General features: G+C 65.3%; 18 protein-coding genes and 1 riboswitch. Of the genes, 17 read left to right on the forward strand and 1 reads right to left on the reverse strand.

Annotated elements, in window-relative coordinates:
- Nucleotides 1–217: 217 nt before the first annotated feature.
- Together BG61_RS25680 and BG61_RS25685 are read left to right on the forward strand one after the other, a co-directional pair.
- Nucleotides 218–4,921 carry a glutamate synthase-related protein gene (locus BG61_RS25680; RefSeq protein ID WP_035930938.1) on the forward strand — a complete coding sequence of 1,568 codons (4,704 nt, stop codon included), beginning with the start codon at nt 218–220 and terminating at the stop codon, nt 4,919–4,921.
- 94 nt (nt 4,922–5,015) lie between these two features.
- Nucleotides 5,016–6,482, forward strand: a complete 1,467-nt coding sequence (locus BG61_RS25685) for a glutamate synthase subunit beta (RefSeq protein ID WP_035930937.1) — start codon at nt 5,016–5,018, stop codon at nt 6,480–6,482.
- 87 nt (nt 6,483–6,569) lie between these two features.
- Here the strand turns inward: BG61_RS25685 and BG61_RS25690 are convergent, their stop codons facing one another.
- A complete protein-coding gene (locus BG61_RS25690) occupies nt 6,570–8,312 on the reverse strand; it encodes an ABC transporter ATP-binding protein/permease (protein ID WP_035930936.1) in 1,743 nt (580 codons plus the stop codon).
- 261 nt (nt 8,313–8,573) lie between these two features.
- A riboswitch (TPP riboswitch) is annotated at nt 8,574–8,693 on the forward strand.
- A gap of 192 nt (nt 8,694–8,885) precedes the next feature.
- Between BG61_RS25690 and BG61_RS25695 the strand changes: the two genes are divergently transcribed.
- The 15 genes from BG61_RS25695 to hisG all read left to right on the forward strand — a co-directional run bounded on the left by BG61_RS25695 (nt 8,886) and on the right by hisG (nt 20,808).
- A complete protein-coding gene (locus tag BG61_RS25695; protein WP_370818066.1) occupies nt 8,886–10,046 on the forward strand; it encodes an FAD-dependent oxidoreductase in 1,161 nt (386 codons plus the stop codon).
- 10 nt (nt 10,047–10,056) lie between these two features.
- Complete coding sequence (gene thiS / locus BG61_RS25700; protein WP_035930935.1) at nt 10,057–10,254, forward strand: sulfur carrier protein ThiS; 198 nt, start codon at nt 10,057–10,059, stop codon at nt 10,252–10,254.
- A gap of 20 nt (nt 10,255–10,274) precedes the next feature.
- A complete protein-coding gene (locus BG61_RS25705) occupies nt 10,275–11,084 on the forward strand; it encodes a thiazole synthase (protein WP_035930934.1) in 810 nt (269 codons plus the stop codon).
- Nucleotides 11,081–12,160, forward strand: coding sequence for a thiamine phosphate synthase (gene thiE, locus BG61_RS40350; RefSeq protein WP_075584225.1), 1,080 nt, complete (start codon nt 11,081–11,083; stop codon nt 12,158–12,160). Before BG61_RS25705 ends, thiE begins: the two co-directional genes overlap by 4 nt.
- Nucleotides 12,161–12,263: 103 nt before the next feature.
- Nucleotides 12,264–13,079, forward strand: coding sequence for an ABC transporter ATP-binding protein (locus BG61_RS25715; RefSeq protein WP_035930933.1), 816 nt, complete (start codon nt 12,264–12,266; stop codon nt 13,077–13,079).
- Nucleotides 13,076–13,843, forward strand: a complete 768-nt coding sequence (mlaE, locus tag BG61_RS25720) for a lipid asymmetry maintenance ABC transporter permease subunit MlaE (protein WP_035930932.1) — start codon at nt 13,076–13,078, stop codon at nt 13,841–13,843. The genes BG61_RS25715 and mlaE overlap by 4 nt, the downstream gene beginning before the upstream one ends.
- 95 nt (nt 13,844–13,938) lie before the next feature.
- Nucleotides 13,939–14,490: an outer membrane lipid asymmetry maintenance protein MlaD gene (gene mlaD / locus BG61_RS25725; RefSeq protein WP_035930931.1), complete on the forward strand. Its 552-nt coding sequence runs from the start codon at nt 13,939–13,941 to the stop codon at nt 14,488–14,490.
- Between the two features lie 20 nt (nt 14,491–14,510).
- Complete coding sequence (locus BG61_RS25730) at nt 14,511–15,485, forward strand: MlaA family lipoprotein (RefSeq protein ID WP_035930930.1); 975 nt, start codon at nt 14,511–14,513, stop codon at nt 15,483–15,485.
- 123 nt (nt 15,486–15,608) lie between these two features.
- A complete protein-coding gene (locus BG61_RS25735) occupies nt 15,609–16,241 on the forward strand; it encodes an MlaC/ttg2D family ABC transporter substrate-binding protein (RefSeq protein WP_035930929.1) in 633 nt (210 codons plus the stop codon).
- Nucleotides 16,238–16,525, forward strand: a complete 288-nt coding sequence (locus BG61_RS25740; protein WP_035930928.1) for an STAS domain-containing protein — start codon at nt 16,238–16,240, stop codon at nt 16,523–16,525. Before BG61_RS25735 ends, BG61_RS25740 begins: the two co-directional genes overlap by 4 nt.
- A gap of 278 nt (nt 16,526–16,803) precedes the next feature.
- A complete protein-coding gene (locus tag BG61_RS25745; RefSeq protein WP_035930927.1) occupies nt 16,804–17,730 on the forward strand; it encodes an ABC transporter ATP-binding protein in 927 nt (308 codons plus the stop codon).
- A complete protein-coding gene (locus BG61_RS25750; RefSeq protein ID WP_035930926.1) occupies nt 17,727–18,482 on the forward strand; it encodes an ABC transporter permease in 756 nt (251 codons plus the stop codon). The genes BG61_RS25745 and BG61_RS25750 overlap by 4 nt, the downstream gene beginning before the upstream one ends.
- 18 nt (nt 18,483–18,500) lie before the next feature.
- Complete coding sequence (locus tag BG61_RS25755; RefSeq protein ID WP_035930925.1) at nt 18,501–18,740, forward strand: BolA family protein; 240 nt, start codon at nt 18,501–18,503, stop codon at nt 18,738–18,740.
- A 107-nt stretch (nt 18,741–18,847) separates the two neighbouring features.
- The gene (murA, locus tag BG61_RS25760; protein WP_035930963.1) at nt 18,848–20,119 is read left to right on the forward strand and encodes a UDP-N-acetylglucosamine 1-carboxyvinyltransferase; all 1,272 of its coding nucleotides are present in this window, start codon (nt 18,848–18,850) and stop codon (nt 20,117–20,119) included.
- Entirely contained in the window at nt 20,116–20,808 is a 693-nt protein-coding gene (gene hisG, locus BG61_RS25765) for an ATP phosphoribosyltransferase (protein WP_035930924.1), read from the forward strand. The genes murA and hisG overlap by 4 nt, the downstream gene beginning before the upstream one ends.
- Nucleotides 20,809–20,856 lie beyond the last annotated feature (48 nt).

Here is a 20,856-nt window from a genome sequence, read left to right on the forward strand (position 1 = left end):
GCATCTTTGCACCATACCGATAATAGGTGTCAGATCATCATGTTTTATTTGCCATCCTTTTGATTCGTCGCGTATATTTCGATTTCCGGCGGTTTGGGGCGCAGCGCGCCCGGTGCACGACCGGCTTCGCGGCTTCGAATCGAGTCTCAAACGAAGGCGCGGGCGACAAAAAAATGGTTCAACGGCCGATTGGCCCCTCACAGAAGACGGTGTCCCCATGAACGATCAACAGCAGCCGCTCATCGGTTCGCTTCCCGCCGCGCAGGGCATGTACGACCCGGCGAACGAGCACGACGCCTGCGGCGTCGGCTTCGTCGCCCATATCAAGGGCAAGAAGAGCCACGAGATCATTCAGCAGGGTCTCAAGATTCTCGAAAACCTCGACCACCGGGGCGCCGTGGGCGCCGATCCGCTGATGGGCGACGGCGCGGGCATCCTGATCCAGGTACCGGACGGCTTCTATCGCGAGGAAATGGCGAAGCAGGGCGTGACGCTGCCGCCCGCCGGCGAGTACGGCGTCGGCATGATCTTCCTGCCGAAGGAGCATGCGTCGCGTCTCGCGTGCGAGCAGGAGCTGGAGCGCACGGTGAAGGCCGAAGGCCAGGTCGTGCTCGGCTGGCGCGACGTGCCCGTCGATTCCACGATGCCAATCTCGCCGACCGTCAAGGCGAGCGAGCCGCTGATCCGCCAGATCTTCATCGGGCGCGGCAAGGACATCGTCGTGACGGATGCGCTCGAGCGCAAGCTGTACGTGATCCGCAAGACCGCGAGCCACCGCATCCAGGCGCTGAAGCTCAAGCACGGCAAGGAATACTTCGTGCCGTCGATGTCGGCGCGCACGGTGGTCTACAAGGGCCTCCTGCTCGCGGGCCAGGTCGGCGTGTATTACCGCGACCTGCAGGACGAGCGGACCGTCTCGGCGCTCGCGCTCGTGCACCAGCGCTTCTCGACCAACACGTTCCCGGCGTGGGAACTGGCTCACCCGTACCGGATGATCGCCCACAACGGCGAAATCAACACGGTGAAGGGCAACGTCAACTGGCTGAACGCGCGTACCGGCGCGATCGCGAGCTACGTGCTCGGCGACGACCTGCCGAAGCTCTGGCCGCTGATCTACCCGGGCCAGTCGGACACGGCATCGTTCGACAACTGTCTCGAACTGCTCGTCATGGCCGGCTACCCGCTCGTCCACGCGATGATGATGATGATTCCCGAGGCGTGGGAGCAGCACACGCTGATGGACGACAACCGCCGCGCGTTCTACGAATACCACGCCGCGATGATGGAGCCGTGGGACGGCCCCGCCGCGATCGCGTTCACGGACGGCCGCCAGATCGGCGCGACGCTCGATCGCAACGGCCTGCGTCCGGCGCGCTTCCTCGTCACCGACGACGACCTCGTGATCCTCGCGTCGGAGTCGGGCGTGCTGCCGATCCCCGAATCGAAGATCGTCAAGAAGTGGCGCCTGCAGCCGGGCAAGATGTTCCTGATCGACATGGAGCAGGGCCGCATCATCGAGGACAAGGAACTGAAGGACAACCTCGCGAACGGCAAACCATACAAGAGCTGGATCGACGCCGTGCGCATCAAGCTCGATGAAATCGAGCCGAAGGCCGAGGAAGTCGAGACGCAGCGCCGCGAAGCCGCCGCGCTGCTCGACCGCCAGCAGGCGTTCGGCTATACGCAGGAAGACCTGAAGTTCCTGATGGCGCCGATGGCGCAGTCGGGCGAAGAGGCCGTCGGCTCGATGGGCAACGACTCGCCGCTCGCCGTGATGTCGAGCAAGAACAAGACGCTCTATCACTACTTCAAGCAGCTCTTCGCGCAGGTGACGAACCCGCCGATCGATCCGATTCGCGAAAACCTGGTGATGTCGCTCGTGTCGTTCGTCGGCCCGAAGCCGAACCTGCTCGACACCACCAACATCAACCCGACGATGCGTCTGGAAGTATCGCAGCCGGTGCTCGACTTCAAGGACATCGCGAAGATCCGCGCCATCGACAAGTACACCGGCGGCAAATTCAGCTCGTACGAGCTGAACATCTGCTATCCGGTCGCGTGGGGCAAGGAAGGCGTGGAAGCGCGCCTCGCGTCGCTGTGCGCTGAAGCCGTCGATGCGGTGAAGTCCGGCTACAACATGCTGATCGTGTCGGACCGCAAGATGGATCGCGACAACGTCGCGATTCCGGCGCTGCTCGCCACTTCCGCCATTCACACGCACCTCGTGCAGCACGGCCTGCGTACGAGCACGGGTCTCGTCGTGGAAACCGGCTCGGCGCGCGAGACGCACCACTTCGCGCTGCTCGCGGGCTACGGCGCGGAAGCCGTGCACCCGTACCTCGCGCTGGAAACGCTCGCGCAGATGGCGGAAGGCCTGAAGGGCGACCTGTCGGCCGAGAAGGCGATCTACAACTACACGAAGGCTGTCGGCAAGGGCCTGCACAAGGTCATGTCGAAGATGGGCATTTCGACGTATATGTCCTACACCGGCGCGCAGATTTTCGAGGCGGTCGGGTTGTCGAGCGATCTCGTCGAGCAGTATTTCAAGGGCACGGCATCGAAGGTCGGCGGCATCGGCATCTTCGAAGTGGCGGAAGAAGCGATCCGCCTGCACCGCGACGCATTCGGCGACAACCCCGTCCTCGCGACGATGCTCGACGCCGGTGGCGAATACGCGTACCGCGTGCGCGGCGAGGAACACATGTGGACGCCGGACGCGATCGCGAAGCTCCAGCACTCGGCGCGCAGCAACTCGTACCAGACCTACAAGGAATACGCGCACCTGATCAACGACCAGACGCGCCGTCACATGACGTTCCGGGGCCTGTTCGAGTTCAAGGTCGATCCGCACAAGGCGATCCCGCTCGACGAAGTGGAGTCGGCCAAGGAAATCGTGAAGCGTTTCGCGACGGGCGCGATGTCGCTCGGCTCGATCAGCACGGAAGCGCACGCGACGCTCGCGGTCGCGATGAACCGCATCGGCGGCAAGTCGAACACGGGCGAAGGCGGCGAGGACGAGAAGCGCTATCGCAACGAACTGCGCGGCATTCCGATCAAGAACGGCGACACGATGAAGTCCGTGATCGGCGACGAAGTCGTCACCGACATCCCGCTGAAGGATGGCGATTCGCTGCGCTCGAAGATCAAGCAGGTCGCGTCCGGCCGCTTCGGCGTGACGGCGGAGTACCTGTCGTCGGCGGACCAGATCCAGATCAAGATGGCGCAGGGCGCGAAGCCCGGCGAAGGCGGCCAGTTGCCGGGCCACAAGGTGTCCGACTACATCGGCAAGCTGCGCTACTCGGTGCCGGGCGTCGGCCTGATTTCGCCGCCGCCGCACCATGACATCTATTCGATCGAAGATCTCGCGCAACTGATCCACGATCTGAAGAACGCCAATTCGTCGGCGAGCATCTCGGTGAAGCTGGTGTCGGAAGTGGGTGTCGGCACGGTGGCCGCCGGCGTCGCGAAGGCGAAGGCCGATCACGTCGTGATCGCGGGTCACGACGGCGGCACGGGCGCGTCTCCGCTGTCGTCGCTCAAGCACGCCGGCACGCCGTGGGAGCTGGGCCTCGCCGAAACGCAGCAGACGCTCGTGCTGAACCGCCTGCGCGGCCGTATCCGCGTGCAGGCCGACGGCCAGATGAAGACCGGCCGCGACGTCGTGATCGGCGCGCTTCTCGGCGCGGACGAATTCGGCTTCGCGACGGCGCCGCTCGTCGTCGAAGGCTGCATCATGATGCGCAAGTGCCACCTGAACACGTGCCCGGTCGGCGTCGCGACGCAGGACCCGGTGCTGCGCGCCAAGTTCACGGGCCAGCCGGAACACGTCGTGAACTTCTTCTTCTTCATCGCCGAGGAAGTGCGTGAAATCATGGCGCAACTGGGCATCCGCAAGTTCGACGACCTGATCGGCCACGCGGAACTGCTCGACATGAAGAAGGGCATCGAGCACTGGAAGGCGAAGGGCCTCGACTTCTCGCGCATCTTCTATCAGGTGCCGCAGAAGGGCGAGATCGCGACGCGCCATGTCGACGTGCAGGATCACGGCCTCGACCGCGCGCTCGACCATGTGCTGATCGAGAAGTCGAAGGCGGCGATCGAGAAGGGCGAGCACGTCTCGTTCATCCAGCCGGTGCGCAACGTCAACCGCACCGTGGGCGCGATGCTGTCCGGGCTGATCGCTAAGAAGTACGGCCACGACGGCCTGTCGGATGACGCCATCCACATCCAGCTGAAGGGCACGGCCGGCCAGAGCTTCGGCGCGTTTCTCGCGAAGGGCGTGACGCTCGATCTCGTCGGCGACGGCAACGACTACGTCGGCAAGGGCCTGTCGGGCGGACGCATCATCATCCGGCCGACCAACGACTTCCGCGGCAAGTCCGAGGAGAACATCATCTGCGGCAACACGGTGATGTACGGCGCGATCGAAGGCGAAGCGTATTTCCGCGGCGTCGCGGGCGAGCGCTTCTGCGTGCGCAATTCGGGCGCGACGGCGGTTGTCGAAGGCACGGGCGACCACGGCTGCGAATACATGACGGGCGGCACGGTCGTCGTGCTCGGCGAGACGGGGCGCAACTTCGCCGCGGGCATGTCGGGAGGCGTGGCATTCGTCTACGACCCGGACGGCTCGTTCGCCGGCAAGTGCAACAAGTCGATGGTCGCGCTCGATCCGGTGCTGCAGCAGGCCGAACAGGAACGCACCGTCGACCGCGCACTGTGGCACACCGGCCAGACCGACGAGGCGGTGCTCAAGGGCCTGATCGAGCGTCACTTCCAGTTCACCGGTTCGCCGCGCGCGAAGGCGCTGCTCGAGAACTGGGACGCGTCGCGCCGTCAGTTCGTGAAGGTGTTCCCGACCGAATACAAGCGCGCGCTCGGCGAACTCGGCGCGAAGAAGGCGAAGCAGGCGCTCGCGGCGTAAAGCGGCGGCAATCGGCTGATCGACAGAAGGGCTCTCCGGTGCACGGCGCCGGGGAGCAAGTTCCTCACCAAATACAGAGATAGAAGAGAACCACATGGGCAAGGCAACCGGTTTTCTCGAGTTCGAACGCCGCCACGAGGCGTACGAAGCACCGCTGACCCGCGTCAAGCACTACAAGGAATTCGTCCACGCGCTCTCCGACGAGGACGCGAAGATCCAGGGCGCGCGCTGCATGGATTGCGGCATTCCGTTTTGCAACAACGGCTGTCCGGTGAACAACATCATCCCGGACTTCAACGACCTCGTTTTCCAGCAGGACTGGAAGAGCGCGATCGACGTCCTGCATTCCACGAACAATTTCCCCGAATTCACCGGCCGGATCTGCCCCGCGCCGTGCGAGGCGGCCTGCACGCTCGGCATCAACGACGATCCGGTCGGCATCAAGTCGATCGAGCACGCGATCATCGACAAGGCCTGGGCCGAAGGGTGGGTCGCCTCGCAGCCGCCGAAGCACAAGACCGGCAAGAAGGTGGCGGTCGTCGGCTCCGGGCCGGCGGGGCTCGCCGTGGCGCAGCAGCTTGCGCGCGCCGGACATGACGTGACCGTGTTCGAGAAGAACGACCGGATCGGCGGGCTGCTGCGTTACGGCATCCCCGACTTCAAGCTGGAGAAGTGGCTGATCGACCGCCGCATGCGCCAGATGGAAGCCGAAGGCGTGACGTTCCGAACGAACGTGTTTGTCGGGCGCGATCCGCTACCTTCGCATATCGGCAACACGGCGAAGGAAACAGTGACGCCGGACCAGTTGCGCGACGAGTTCGACGCCGTCGTGCTCACCGGCGGCTCCGAAATGCCGCGCGATCTGCCGGTGCCGGGGCGCGAGCTCGCGGGCATCCATTACGCGATGGAGTTCCTGCCGCAGCAGAACAAGGTCAATGCCGGCGACAAGGTCGTCGACCAGCTGCTTGCGAAGGGCAAGCACGTGGTTGTGATCGGCGGCGGCGACACGGGCTCGGACTGCGTCGGCACGTCCAACCGGCATGGCGCGAAGAGCGTCACGCAGTTCGAACTGCTCGCGCAGCCGCCCGAGGAAGAGAACAAGCCGCTCGTCTGGCCGTACTGGCCAATCAAGCTGCGCACGTCGTCGTCGCACGAGGAGGGCTGCGAGCGCGACTGGTCGGTGGCGACGAAGCGCTTCGAAGGCAAGAACGGCAAGGTCGAGAAGCTGATCGCGGTGCGTGTCGAGTGGAAGGGCGGCAAGATGCAGGAAGTGCCGGGCACCGAATTCGAGATGAAGGCCGACCTCGTGCTGCTCGCGATGGGCTTCACGCAGCCGATGTCGGCGGTGCTCGAAGCGTTCGGCGTCGACAAGGATGCGCGCGGCAACGTGCGTGCGTCGACGGAAGGAGAGAAGGCCTACTACACGTCTGTCGACAACGTGTTCACCGCCGGCGACATGCGCCGCGGCCAGTCGCTCGTGGTGTGGGCGATCCGCGAAGGGCGCCAGTGCGCGCGGTCAGTCGATGCCTACCTGATGGGGCATAGCGAGTTGCCGCGGTAAGGGTTGGCGTCTTCGTGGGAAAACGAAAAAAGCCGGGTCGCGCAAGCGATCCGGCTTTTTTGTTCGACTTGGCGTGAGCCGAACGGCTCAAACCTCTTCCAGCGCCCTTTCGATCTCGATCTTGTAATCATGGAACATCGCGACCGACTCGCGATGCGCGACGCTCAGAATCGCGGCCTTCGGCAGCCGCTCGACGAGCGTGTTGTAGAGGCGCAGCTCGTTATCGGCGTCGAGTGCGCTCGTCGCTTCGTCGAGGAACACGAAGTCCGGCTTGTGCAGCACGACGCGCGCCGCGGCAAGCCGCTGCTGCTCGCCGGGTGAAAGGATCTTCGCCCAGTGGCCGGTCTCTTCCAGCCGGTCCGCGTAGTCATCCAGATTGCACGCGCGCAGCACTTCGCGCGATTCCTCGTCACTGAACGTGCCGCCGGGCGACGGATAGCTCAGCGCCGCCTTGAGCGTGCCGATAGGCAGATAACTCTGCTGCGGGATGAACATCATCTTCGCGTCGACGGGCGCGTCGATCGTGCCGTCGCCGAACGGCCAGAGACCCGCGAGCGCGCGCATCAGCGTGCTCTTGCCGGCCCCCGACGGTCCATGTACGAGCCAGCGCGAGCCCGGCTCCACCGAAATATCCGCGACCCGCGCGAGCGGCGTGCCGTTCGGCAGCGCGAGCGAGAGGCCGGTTGTCGTGAGCGCGTTCGTGCTCGTGTAGTGCAGGTTGATGCCGCCGTGCGCGGTGGCGGGCGAGATGGATTCGCGAAGGTGCGTCGAGCGCATCACGCGCTTGAATTCACGCAGACGATTCACCGTCGCGCGCCATTCGACCAGCGTCGAGTAACTGTTGATGAACCACGAGAACGAGTCGCTGACCGTGCCGAATGCCGACGAAATCTGCATCAGCACGCCAAACGAGAACGCGCCCGCGAAATAGCGCGGCGCGGCGACCATGATCGGGAAGATGATCGCGATCTGGCCGTAGAAGCTCAGCACGAAGGTCATGCGCTTCGTGTACTTCATGATCATCCACCAGTTGTCGCGGATGCGCGTGAAGATACTCTTCGCGTTGGCGGTTTCCGTCGCGATGCCGTCGTAGAACGCGATCTGCTCGGCGTTCTCGCGCACGCGGATCAGGCCGAAGCGGAAGTCCGCCTCCACTTTCTGCTGCTGGTAGTTGATCGATACGAGCGGATGGCCGACCTTCTGGATGATGAGCGACCCCGCGATCGCGTACAGCGCAGCGGCCCAGACCATGTAGCCCGGAATCACGAGCGGCGTGCCGAACGCGGTGAGCGTGAGCGCGCCGGCGATGGTCCACAGGATCGTGATGAACGTGACGAGCGTGACGAGCGTCGAGAGCAGGTCGAGCGAGAGCGCGAGCGTGGTGGTCGCGAACGACTGGAGGTCGTCGCTGATCCGCTGGTCGGGGTTGTCGGCGAGCCGGTCGCGTTCGATGCGGTAGAACGCGCGGTCGCCGAGCCATTGCTCCAGATAGCGGTTCGTGAGCCACTGGCGCCAGCGAAAGCCCAGCATCTGCCGCAGATACCGGCCGTACACGGCAAGCAGGATGTAAGCGAACGCGAGCCCGGTGAAGATCAGCAGAAGGTGCGGAAAATCGTGGACGTTCTTGCTTTGCAGGGCGTTGTAGAAATCCGCGTTCCAGCGATTGAGCCGCACGTTGATCCACACGACCGTCATGTTGATCGCGATGATCGCAACCAGCAGGCCCCACGCGAAACCGCGTTCTTCCGAAACCCAGTAAGGCTTGATCAGGCTCCATGCCGAGACATTGTCGGCGTTTTGTTGCGTGCTGTCGGAGTTGGTGTTGGTCATGAGCTTCCTGAGGATGAGCCGGCCCCACGGCGGGTGGAACGCCGCACGCCGCCCCGGCGGCGCGCAACAGAAGTAAAAAGTGCTGATCCGCGCGTGATCGAATCACGCCGATTGTTTCCGGGTTCGCTTAACTGCCGCTTAAGCTCGCGCGAACCGGGCGCAAACCGTGTTGGCGGCATTGTGCCAGAGTGCCGCAGCCGACGATAAAAGCCCGGGAATCTCCCGTTTGCGGCGGCTTTGTCTTTTGTGCTTTAATGGCTATCGACGAAACAGGGGTGCTTCGCATGCGGTGTCTGCAGGAACGACGCGCGGCGAGGCTGAGAGAAACCCTTTGCACCCGATCCGGGTAATACCGGCGAGGGAAGTTTCCGGAAAACGTACCGTTTTTCCAGTTTCTTCCAGTATTTTCAATCCGCCGGGCTCGAGTGTTCCCGATGCTCCGCGCGGTCTCGCCGCTGGTTTCGTCCTTTGGATCGTGCGTCTGCCGCACCTGAAGGAAAGGCTCGAAACCGGGTTCCCCCGCCATCGATCTTCCCCGCGTGCCGCAGCCGGTTGCTGAGGAGGCGTCGCATCGTGAACACTATTGAGCAGGCCGCGCGTCGATTCGCGCATCTTCCGGCGCATGTGCCCGATTTCGCCGTCGTCGGCGGAGGGCTGTGCGGGCGGCTCGTCGCGTGGCAACTCGCGGGCGCGGGGCATCGGGTCGCGCTCTACGAGCGCGGCGACGCGATGGGCACGCAGTCGGCGGCGTGGGTCGCGGCCGCGATGCTCGCGCCGCTTGCGGAAGCGTCGAGCGCGGAACTGCTGATCACCGGACTGGGCGCGGCCTCGCTCGAACGCTGGCCGACGCTCATCGCCGAGCTTCCCGCCCCCGTCTTTTTCCAGCGCAACGGCACGCTCGTCGTCTGGCACGCGGGCGACCGCGCCGAAGCGCCGCTCTTCGAGCGCCGCCTGCGCGCGAACGCACCGGCCGCCCTGTTCGACGACGGCTTCGTCAAGCTTTCCGGCGCGCAGGTCACGGCGGCTGAAGCGTCGCTCGGAACGCGCTTCGCGCAGGGCTTCTTGCTGCCGCACGAAGGTCAGCTCGACAACCGGCAGGTGCTGTCCGCGCTCGCGGCGGGTCTTGCCGAGCGCGGCGTGGAGACCCACTGGAACACAGCCGTCGACAACATGCCCGACGCGCGCTTCGTGATCGACTGCCGGGGCCTCGGCGGCAAGCCGGCGTGGCCCGCGCTGCGCGGCATCCGCGGCGAAGTGGCGCGCGTTCATGCGCCGGGCATCGGGCTCACGCGGCCGGTGCGGCTGCTGCACCCGCGCTATCCGCTCTATATCGCGCCGAAACAGGACGACCTGTATGTGATCGGCGCAACCGAGGTGGAAGGCGAGGACATGTCGCCCGTCACCGTGCGCTCGGCGCTCGAATTGCTGAGCGCGGCGTTCGCGGTGCATCCGGGCTTCGGCGAGGCGCGCATTCTCGAACTCAACGCGCATTGCCGGCCGACGCTGCCCGATCACCGGCCCGCCATCGTCTGGGACGGTGCGCGGACCTTGCGCGTGAACGGCCTGTACCGGCACGGCTTCATGATCGCGCCGGAAGTCGCCGACACCGCCTGCGAACTCGCCAGGGCGCTCGCCGCGCGGAGCGTATCCGGCCCCGATTCCTTCGACGACTTCCGCCACCGCGCGCGCTGGCCCGAACTGCTGCACTGCGAACACGCCGTGCCCGTGATCTAGAGACATCGCCATGAACATCCATATCAATCAGCGGCCGTTCACATTGCCCGAACCGGCCACCGTCACCGACGCGCTCGCCGCCTTCGGCGCGAAGCCGCCGTTCGCCGTCGCGGTGAACGGGCAGTTCGTCGCGCGCGGCGAGCATGGGTCGAAGGTGCTGAGCGCGGGCGACCGGCTCGACGTGGTGTCGCCCGTCGCGGGCGGCTGAATTTCACACAGGATCGAATCATGACCAGAATCACCACCGCCGACGCGCTCACGCTCTACGGCGAGGCGTTTCCGAGCCGCATGCTGCTAGGCACGTCGCGTTATCCGTCGCTGCAGTCGCTCTCCGATTCCATCGACGCCGCGAAGCCCGGCATGGTCACGGTCGCGCTGCGCCGCCAGTCGGCCACCGGCGAAGCCGGCTTTTTCGACGTCCTGAAGCGCCACGGCGTGGCGCTCCTGCCGAACACGGCGGGCTGCCAGAGCGTCGACGAGGTGCTGACCACCGCGCACATGGCGCGCGAAGTATTCGAGACGCCCTGGATCAAGCTCGAACTGATCGGCGACGACTACACGCTCCAGCCCGATCCGATCGGCCTCGTGGAGGCCGCGTCGAAGCTGGTTCGCGACGGTTTCAAGGTGCTGCCTTACTGCACCGAGGACCTCGTGATCGGGCGGCGGCTGCTCGACGCCGGCTGCGAGGCGCTGATGCCGTGGGGCGCGCCGATCGGCACGGGCCGTGGCGTGACCAATCCGTACGGCCTGCGCACCTTGCGCGAGCGGCTGCCGGACGTGCCGCTGATCGTCGACGCGGGGCTCGGCGTGCCGTCGCATGCGTGCCAGGTGATGGAATGGGGTTTCGACGGTGTGCTGCTCAACACGGCCGTCTCGCAGGCGGCGTTTCCGCCGCAGATGGCGCGTGCGTTCGCGCTCGGCGTCGAAGCGGGGCGCACGGCCTACCTCGCTGGCCCGATGGCCGAGCGCGACAGCGCGCAGGCGAGCACGCCGGTCGTCGGCATGCCGTTCTGGCATCAGGACGGGAGCGCCGCATGAGCCTGCTGAATCGCGAGATTTTCTGGCCGCCGGCGGACGAGTTGACCGAAGTCGCCGAGCGCATCCGCACGCGCCTGGGCGACTGGCCCGCGGCGGCCTCGCCGTGGCGCATCTGTCTGATGACGCCCGACGACCACGGCGCGAACGACCTGATCGTCTTCACCGAAGATCATGGCGACGACGTCGAGCGTCTTCTCGCGGACAACGCCGCGGTGCTGGAAACGCGCGGCTCGCGGGCGGTGCTGCGTCTGAAGGGCGCGCGCTACGTGCTGGAGGGCGAGCGCTCGGACGACTGGCTGGCGGCGCTGGCGGCGTTTCTCGACTGCAATTTCGAGCCGCACGACGCGCTCGTGCTCGCGCTCGCGTGGCGTTCCGGCGACGAGAGCCGCGAGGACGCCTGGCCGGTGGATTTCGCCACCTTCCCGAAGGCCGCCGATTTGTCCGCTGCGCCGGACGTGACGTTTGCGGCCTGCCCGGAGCGGCTCGGCCTGTATCCGGTGCTGCCGAGCGCCGAATGGGTCGAGCGCGTGCTCGACCTTGGCGTGAAAACCGCCCAGCTTCGGCGCAAGACGACCGATTCCGGCGACCTTCAGCGCGAAATCGGGCGCTCCGTCGCGGCGGGGCACAAGCATGGGGCGCAGCTTTTCATCAACGATCACTGGCGCGAGGCCATCGCGGCGGGCGCCTACGGCGTGCATCTCGGACAGGAAGACGTGGAGACGGCCGACCTCGGCGCGATTGCGCGGGCCGGCCTGCGGCTCGGCCTCTCGACGCACGGCTACTACGAGATGCTGCGGGCGCTGCATTTCCGCCCGAGCTACCTCGCGCTCGGCGCCGTTTTCCCGACCACCACCAAAGTGATGCCGACCAGGCCGCAGGGGCTGGCGCGGCTGGCCCGATACGTGCGTCTGCTTGACGGGCGCGTGCCGCTTGTCGCGATCGGCGGGGTGAGCGGCGAGGTGCTGCGCGACGTGCTGTCGACGGGTGTCGGCAGCGCCGCCGTGGTGCGCGCCGTGACCGAAGCGCCGGACACCGCGGCGGCGGTTTCTGCGTTGCAACAAGAATTCGCGCGATAATGCCAAAAATTCGGAACAATTCGCCAGTCGGAGGCTAGGGCAAGCACCAGTTGCGCACAGGCCCTATAATTCGGCCTCTTGCGTAAAAGGACCCCCAGCCTCCGTGCCTGTATCCACTGAGACTCTCCTCGAGCTTCGCGACGTCGACTTCGGTTACGGCGACCGGCTCGTCCTGTCGAACCTGAACATGCGTTTCACGCGTGGGCAGGTGGTCGCAGTCATGGGCGGATCGGGCTGCGGCAAGACCACAGTGCTGCGGCTGATCGGCGGGCTCGTCAAGGCGAATCGCGGCCAGGTGCTGTTCGGCGGACAGGATGTCGGCGCCCAGACGCGCGAAGGGCTGTATGCGCTGCGCCGGAAAATGGGCATGCTGTTCCAGTTCGGTGCGCTTTTCACCGATCAGTCCGTATTCGAGAACGTGGCCTTCCCGCTGCGCGAACACACCGACCTGCCCGAAGACCTGTTGCGCGACCTCGTGCTGATGAAGCTCAACGCGGTGGGCCTGCGCGGCGCGCGTGATCTCGCGCCGTCGGAAATTTCGGGCGGCATGGCGCGTCGCGTGGCGCTCGCCCGCGCGATCGCGCTCGATCCCCAACTGATGATGTACGACGAGCCCTTCGCGGGCCTCGACCCGATTTCGCTCGGCATCACGGCGAACCTGATCCGCACGCTGAACAGCGCGCTCGGCGCGACGTCCATCCTCGTCACGCACGACGTGCCGGAATCGTTCGCGATCGCAGACTACGTCTACTTCATCGCGAACGGCGGCATTCTCGCCGAGGGCACGCCGGATCAGCTGCGCGCATCGACGGACCCGTCCGTGCGCCAGTTCATCGACGGCGCGCCCGACGGTCCCTTCAAGTTCCACTACGCGAGCACGCCGCTCGCGGCGGACTTTGGCATCGGAGGGAAGGCATGATCAGCGCGCTCGGACGCTGGGTGCTCGACGGCTTCGGCACCGCCGGTTACGCGACGCGCATGTTCCTGCGTCTCGTGCTCGAATTCTTTCCGTTGCTGCGCCGGCCGCGTCTTGTCACGAAGCAGATCCACTTCGTGGGCAATTATTCGCTCGTGATCATTGCCGTGTCGGGGCTTTTCGTCGGCTTCGTGCTGGGTTTGCAGGGCTATTACACGCTCAACCGCTACGGCTCGGAACAGGCGCTCGGACTGCTCGTCGCGCTCTCGCTCGTGCGCGAACTCGGGCCGGTGGTCACGGCGCTGCTCTTCGCGGGGCGCGCGGGCACGTCGCTCACCGCCGAAATCGGTCTGATGAAGGCCGGTGAGCAGCTTACCGCGATGGAAATGATGGCCGTCGACCCGATCAAGGTCGTCGTCGCTCCGCGCATGTGGGCCGGGATCATCGCCATGCCGATTCTCGCCGCGATTTTCAGTGCGGTCGGCGTGATCGGCGGCTATGTCGTCGGCGTGCTGATGATCGGCGTGGACGCGGGCGCGTTCTGGTCGCAGATGCAGGGCGGCGTGGACGTGTGGCGCGACGTCGGCAACGGCGTCATCAAGAGCATCGTGTTCGGTTTCGCGGTGACGTTCATCGCGTTGTTCCAGGGCTACGAAGCCAAGCCGACGCCGGAAGGCGTCTCGCGTGCGACGACCAGGACGGTCGTGTACGCGTCGCTCGCCGTGCTCGGCCTCGATTTCCTGCTGACGGCACTGATGTTCAGCTAGGGTCCGCAACTGGACGGGCGTCCGCGCATCGCGGGCGTGGCGAAGGGCACGGTCCTTCGCATCCGTTCTGCGACAAGATTCTCTTTGGGAAGACGATGAAAAAGACTGCTCTCGACTTTTGGGTCGGCCTCTTCGTGGTGCTCGGTTTCGTGGCGCTGCTGTTTCTCGCGCTGAAGGCCGGAAACATGAGCTCGATCTCATTCCAGCCGACCTACGCGGTCAAGCTGAAATTCGACAACATCGGCGGCCTGAAGGCGCGCGCGCCGGTGAAGAGCGCGGGCGTGACGGTGGGCCGCGTCGGTTCGATCAGCTTCGACCAGAACACCTATCAGGCGGTGGTCACGATCGATATCGACAAACAGTACGAGTTTCCGAAGGACTCGTCGGCCAAGATCCTGACGTCGGGCCTGCTCGGCGAGCAGTACATCGGCCTGGAGCCGGGCGGCGACGACCAGATGCTCAAGAACGGCGACGCCATTTCCATGACGCAATCGGCCGTGGTGCTCGAAAACCTGATTGGACAGTTCCTCTACAACAAGGCGGCGGACTCCGGCGCCTCGAAGTCACCCGCGGCGCCTGCGGCGCCAGCGCCCGCACCGGCGTTTCCGGGCGCCGCGAGCGCGATGGGCGCGAGCGCAAGCCAATAAGGGCCAATAAGGAGAAGAGCATGCAGGCGATGCGCGTGAGAAGCGCCGTTGTCGTAGTTGCAGTGGCGGCGCTGGCCGGTTGCGCGACCGTCGAGACGCCGACCAAGGGCGACCCGTTCGAGAGCTATAACCGGACGATGTTCACGGTCAACGACAAGATCGACCAGGTCGCGCTGAAGCCGGTCGCGAAGGCGTACGTGTGGGCGGTGCCGGAACCGGTGCGCGGCAGCGTGACGAACTTCTTCTCGAATATCGGCGACGTGTACATCGCGGCGAACAATCTGCTGCAACTGAAGATCACCGACGGCGTGTCGGACATCATGCGCGTCGCGATCAATACGCTCTTCGGCGTCGGCGGCCTGTTCGACGTCGCGACGCTCGCGAAGCTGCCGAAGCACACCGCCGACTTCGGCCTGACGCTCGGCCACTACGGCGTGCCGTCGGGGCCGTATCTGGTGCTGCCGCTGCTCGGGCCAAGCACGGTGCGCGACACGGGCGGCACGGTCGTCGACTATTTCGGTAATCCGCTCACCTACGTGCACCCGGATTCGGTCAGCTGGGCGCTGTACGGCCTGAATCTCATCGACGTGCGCGCGAACCTGCTCGGCGCGAGCGACGTGCTCGCCGATGCCGCGCTCGACAAGTATTCGTTCGTCCGCAATGCCTATCTGCAGCGCCGCCAGTACCTGATTTCCGGTGGCGAAGGCGCGGTGCCGGATTACGGCGACCAGTCGCTGCCGCAATACGACGACACGGCCGCGGGTGGCGCCGGCGCGGCGGCCGGGGCCGCGGCCACGGCGGTTCCGGGCGCGCCGGCTTCGGCTACGGCGGCGCCGGCCACCCCTGCCGCACCGTCGGAGGCGGCTTCGGCGCCGGAAGCGGCATCGGGCGTGGCGGCGCCGGCGACGCCCGCGAGCGGCGCTCACGGCACGGTTCCGGGCAATCAATACGTGCCGCCGCGTATTCCGTCGTTCCCTTCCATACGCTTGCGCTGATCCGCAGACGTATTACGAGCAGTAACATATTTGACAGGTAATTTGACGGTTTGGCGGCCGCGGCCCGTGAACTCGACTCCGGCGCCGCGTTCAAACCCAAGCCACTTTTAAGCAGGGTCTGTGATGAAAAAATTATTTTTGCTTCCCCTCTTCGCTCTTTTCATGGCGTTCTGCAATACCGCGTCGGCGCAGGCCGTCGACACGAGCAACCCGGACACGATGATCAAGACGGTCACCCAGCAGGTCCTCGACCAGATCAAGGCCGACAAGCAGATCCAGTCGGGCAACATCACGCGCATCACCGAACTCGTGAACGAGAAGATCCTGCCGTACACGGACTTCACCCGCACCACGCGCCTCGTCATGGGCCGCAACTGGAACAGCGCGACGCCGCAGCAGCAGAAGCAAATCGTCGAGCAGTTCAAGATGCTCCTGATCCGCACGTATTCGGGCGCGCTCGCGCAGGTTCGCGACCAGCAGGTCCAGTACAAGCCGTTCCGCGCGTCGCCTGACGACACGGACGTGGTGGTGCGCTCGGTCGTGATCAACAACGGCTCGCCGATCCAGCTCGACTATCGCCTGTACAAGACGCCGCAGGGCTGGAAGGTGTACGACATCAACGTGCTCGGCGCGTGGCTGATCCAGGCGTACCAGCAGCAGTTCAACGAGCAGATCTCGCAGCATGGCGTCGACGGGCTGCTGCAGTTCCTCACGCAGCGCAACGAGCAACTCGCGAGCGGCAAGGCTGCGTCGTGACGAGCGCGAGCAACGCGGGCCGCTTCGAAACCGCCGCGACGCTCACGCACGAGAGCGCGAAAAGCGCGCTCGAAGCGGGGCTTTCGCGGATCGCGGCGGGTGCAACCGAAGTCGATTGCGCGCCACTCAGGCAATTCGACTCGTCCGCGCTCGCCGTGCTGCTTGCATGGCAGCGCGCGGCGTCCGAGCGCGGCGCCGCGCTCGGCATCGTGAATTTCCCTTCCGGGCTTGCCAGTCTCGCGCAGGCCTACGGCGTCGACACGCTCCTCACCTTCCGACATTGATCCTGCTCTAGTGCAGCAAGCCGCTGGCGCCCGCGGGTATCCGCGCCGGCGCCTCCGGCAGGATCGCGCGAATCGGTGAAGTCCGTTTGCCCTATAATCAAACGTTTTTTCCGGCCCCTTTCCGGCCCCTTTTTGGGCTTCAATCGGGTTCCATTTCGGGTTCCATTTCGGCATCGAGTCCGGCCCCGAGTCCGGCCCCTTTTGGCCGCCTCTCCAGGCCGGTTTTTGGCTCCGCCCTGCACAACCGAAGCGCCGCCCGTTGCGGCGCGCGCATTTTCATGTCAGCCATAGAAATCCGAAACGTCAGGAAGCGCTACAAAGAGCTGCAAGCGCTCAAAGGCGTAAGTCTTACGGTGGAAGAAGGCGAATTCTTCGGCCTGCTCGGTCCCAATGGGGCAGGCAAAACCACGCTGATCAGCATTCTCGCGGGTCTCGCCCGCGCGGACAGCGGCACCATCTCCGTGCGCGGCCATGACGTCGTCAGCGATTTCCGCGCCGCGCGCCGCGCGCTCGGCGTCGTGCCGCAGGAACTCGTCTTCGATCCGTTCTTCACCGTGCGCGAGTCGCTGCGCATCCAGTCGGGCTACTTCGGCCTGCGCCACAACGACGACTGGATCGACGAGGTCATGGCCAACCTCGACCTCACCGAAAAGGCCGACGTCAACACGCGCAAGCTCTCCGGCGGCATGAAGCGGCGCGTGCTGGTGGCTCAGGCGCTGGTGCACCGGCCGCCCGTCATCGTACTCGACGAGCCGACCGCGGGCGTCGATGTCGAGTTGCGTCAGACCTTGTGGAAATTCATCTCGCGGCTGAACCGCGAAGGCCACACGATCGTGCTGACCACCCACTATCTGGAAGAGGCGGAGGCGCTGTGCGACCGCATCGCGATGCTGCGCCGGGGCGAAGTCGTCGCGCTGGAGCGCACGAGCGCGCTGCTTGCGCGCTTTTCCGGCATGCAGCTGTCGCTGCGCTTTTCGGAAGGCGTGCTGCCTGCCGGGCTGCGCTCGCTGGAAGTCGATCCGCACGCGGTGTCCGGCAGTCAGCACCTGCTGCGCCTGTCGAGCTACGACGACGTCGAGCCGATTCTCGCGAAATGCCGCGCGGCAGGCTGCAAATTCGATGAAATCGAGGTGCGCAAGGCCGATCTCGAAGACGTGTTCGTGCAGATCATGAACGAACCGGACGTCGTCGAGGGTCTGTCATGAACGGCTTCAGGACACTGTTCTACAAGGAACTGCTGCGCTTCTGGAAGGTGTCGTTCCAGACGGTGCTCGCGCCCGTGGTGACGGCGCTGCTGTACCTGATGATCTTCGGCCACGCGCTCACGGGACATGTGCAGGTGTACCCGGGCGTCGGGTACACGAGCTTTCTCGTGCCCGGCCTCGTGATGATGAGCGTGCTGCAGAACGCGTTCGCGAACAGTTCGTCGTCGCTGATCCAGTCGAAGATCACGGGCAACCTCGTGTTCGTGCTGCTGCCGCCGCTCGCGCACTGGGAGATGTATTTCGCCTACGTGCTCGCGTCGGTGGTGCGCGGGCTCGTGGTGGGCTTCGGCGTGTTCATCGTGACGGTATGGTTCATCCCGATGACTTTTGCGTCGCCGTTCTACATCATTGCGTTCGCGGTGCTGGGTTCCGCGATTCTCGGCACGCTCGGCCTGATCGCCGGCATCTGGGCGGAAAAGTTCGACCAGCTCGCCGCGTTCCAGAATTTCCTGATCATGCCGCTCACGTTTCTTTCGGGCGTGTTCTACTCGACGCATTCGCTGCCGTCCGGATGGCGCGAAGTGTCGCGTCTGAATCCGTTTTTCTACATGATCGACGGCTTCCGCTTTGGCTTTTTCGGCATGTCGGACGTGAGTCCGCTCGCGAGCCTGGCGATTGTCGGCGGTTTTTTCGCCGTGCTGGCGGTGATCGCCGTGCGCCTTCTGGCGAGCGGCTACAAGCTGCGTCACTGAATATTCAAGGAGACTTCCATGTTGCCGACCCCGGAACAAGTGAAGGATTACATCGCTGGCGGCCTCGCGTGCCAGCATCTCGAAGTGGAAGGCGACGGCCAGCACTTCTTCGCGACCATCGTGAGCGACGCATTCGAGGGCAAGCGCCTGATCGCGCGGCATCAGCTCGTCTACGCGGTGCTCGGCGAGCGCATGCGCGCGGAAATCCACGCGCTCAGCATGAAGACGCTCACACCGGAAGAATGGAAAGCCGCTTAAGGCATCACCCGTCACACTCAGCTGGAAAATCAGTGCGCTTTATTCAAGACAACCGCGGGGCCGATGGCGGCGCCGCAGCAGGAAGCACGGTCGAAGGACACGCAAGCATGGACAAACTGGTCATCACCGGGGGCGCGAAGCTCTCGGGCGAAATCGTCGTATCGGGTGCGAAGAACGCGGCGCTGCCGATTCTCTGCGCGAGCCTTCTCACCGCCGACGACGTGCATCTCGAAAACGTTCCCAATCTGCAGGACGTGCGCACCATGGTCAAGCTGCTGCGCCAGATGGGCGTGCAGTGCGAGACGGGCGGCGACGCTCGCATGACGCTGAATGCGTCGAAGGTGGACAACCTCGTCGCGCCGTACGAAATGGTGAAGACGATGCGCGCGTCGATTCTCGTGCTCGGGCCGCTCGTCGCGCGTTTCGGCGAGGCGAAGGTATCGCTGCCGGGCGGCTGCGCGATCGGCGCGCGGCCGGTCGACCAGCACATCAAGGGCCTGCAGGCGATGGGCGCCGAGATCAGCATCGAGCACGGCTTCATCGAAGCGCGCGCGAAGCGCCTGAAGGGCGCGCGCATCATCACCGACATGATCACCGTCACCGGCACGGAAAACCTGCTGATGGCGGCGGTGCTCGCCGATGGCGAAACGGTGATCGAAAACGCCGCGCGCGAGCCCGAGGTGAGCGATCTCGCCCATCTGCTCGTCGCGATGGGCGCGAAAATCGAGGGAATCGGCACGGACCGGCTCGTGATCCAGGGCGTCGACAAGCTCCACGGTGCGCGCCACTCGGTGGTGCCGGACCGCATCGAGGCGGGCACGTTCCTGTGCGCGGTGGCGGCGGCCGGCGGCGACGTCACGCTGCGCCACGTGAGCGCGTCACTGCTCGACGCCGTGACGGCGAAGCTGCGCGAGGCGGGCGTGACGATCGAGGAAGGCCAGGGCTGGATGCGCGTGAAGATGGCGAAGCGCCCGGCGGCGGTGAGCTTTCGCACGTCCGAGTACCCGGCGTTCCCGACCGACATGCAGGCGCAGTTCATGGCGCTGAATTCGATGGCGACGGGCACGTCGCAGGTCGTCGAGACGATCTTCGAGAACCGCTTCATGCACGTGCAGGAACTGAACCGGCTCGGCGCGAGCATCACGATCGACGGCAACACGGCACTGGTGTCGGGGGTCGAAAAACTGTCGGGCGCGAAGGTGATGGCGACCGACCTGCGCGCGTCGGCGAGCCTCGTCATCGCGGCGATGTGCGCGGACGGCGACACGCTGATCGATCGCATCTATCACCTCGACCGCGGCTACGACCGGATGGAGTCGAAGCTGACGGCGGTCGGCGCGAAGGTGAGCCGCATCAAGGGCAGCGGGAGCGAGCAATGAGTTCGGTGCCGCAGACTTCGTCGTCGGTCGCGGCCAGCGCGCCGCTCACGCTCGCGCTTTCGAAAGGGCGTATCTTCGAGGAAACGCTGCCGCTTCTCGCCGCTGCCGGCGTACAGGTGGCCGAGGACCCGGAGACGTCGCGCAAGCTGATTCTTCCGACCACGAACCCGCACCTGCGCGTGATCATCGTGCGCGCAACCGATGTGCCGACCTACGTGGAATACGGCGCGGCGGACTTCGGCGTGGCTGGCAAGGACGTGCTGATCGAGCACGGCGGCGGCGGGCTCTATCAGCCGGTCGATCTGAACATTGCGTGCTGCCGGATGTCGGTGGCGGTGAAGGCGGGTTTCGACTACGCGAGCGCAGTGCGCCAGGGCGCGAGGCTGCGCGTCGCGACCAAGTATGTGGAAGTGGCGCGGGAGCATTTCGCGTCGAAGGGCGTGCACGTCGATCTGATCAAGCTGTACGGTTCGATGGAGCTCGCGCCGCTCGTGGGCCTGGCCGATGCGATCGTCGACCTGGTCAGCTCGGGCGGCACGCTTCGGGCGAACAATCTCGTCGAGGTGGAGGAAATCATGCAGATTTCGTCGCGTCTCGTCGTCAATCAGGCCGCGCTGAAGCTGAAGCGCGCGGCGCTGAAGCCGTTTCTCGACGCGTTCGAACGCGCATCGGTGGGCAACGGCAACTGAGCGTGCCGGGCGAAGACGCCGCACGCGATACTGAAACGGAAAACCAGC

Origin of the sequence: Caballeronia glathei (genome assembly GCF_000698595.1) — a bacterium.
Classification (GTDB): Bacteria; Pseudomonadota; Gammaproteobacteria; order Burkholderiales; family Burkholderiaceae; genus Caballeronia; species Caballeronia glathei.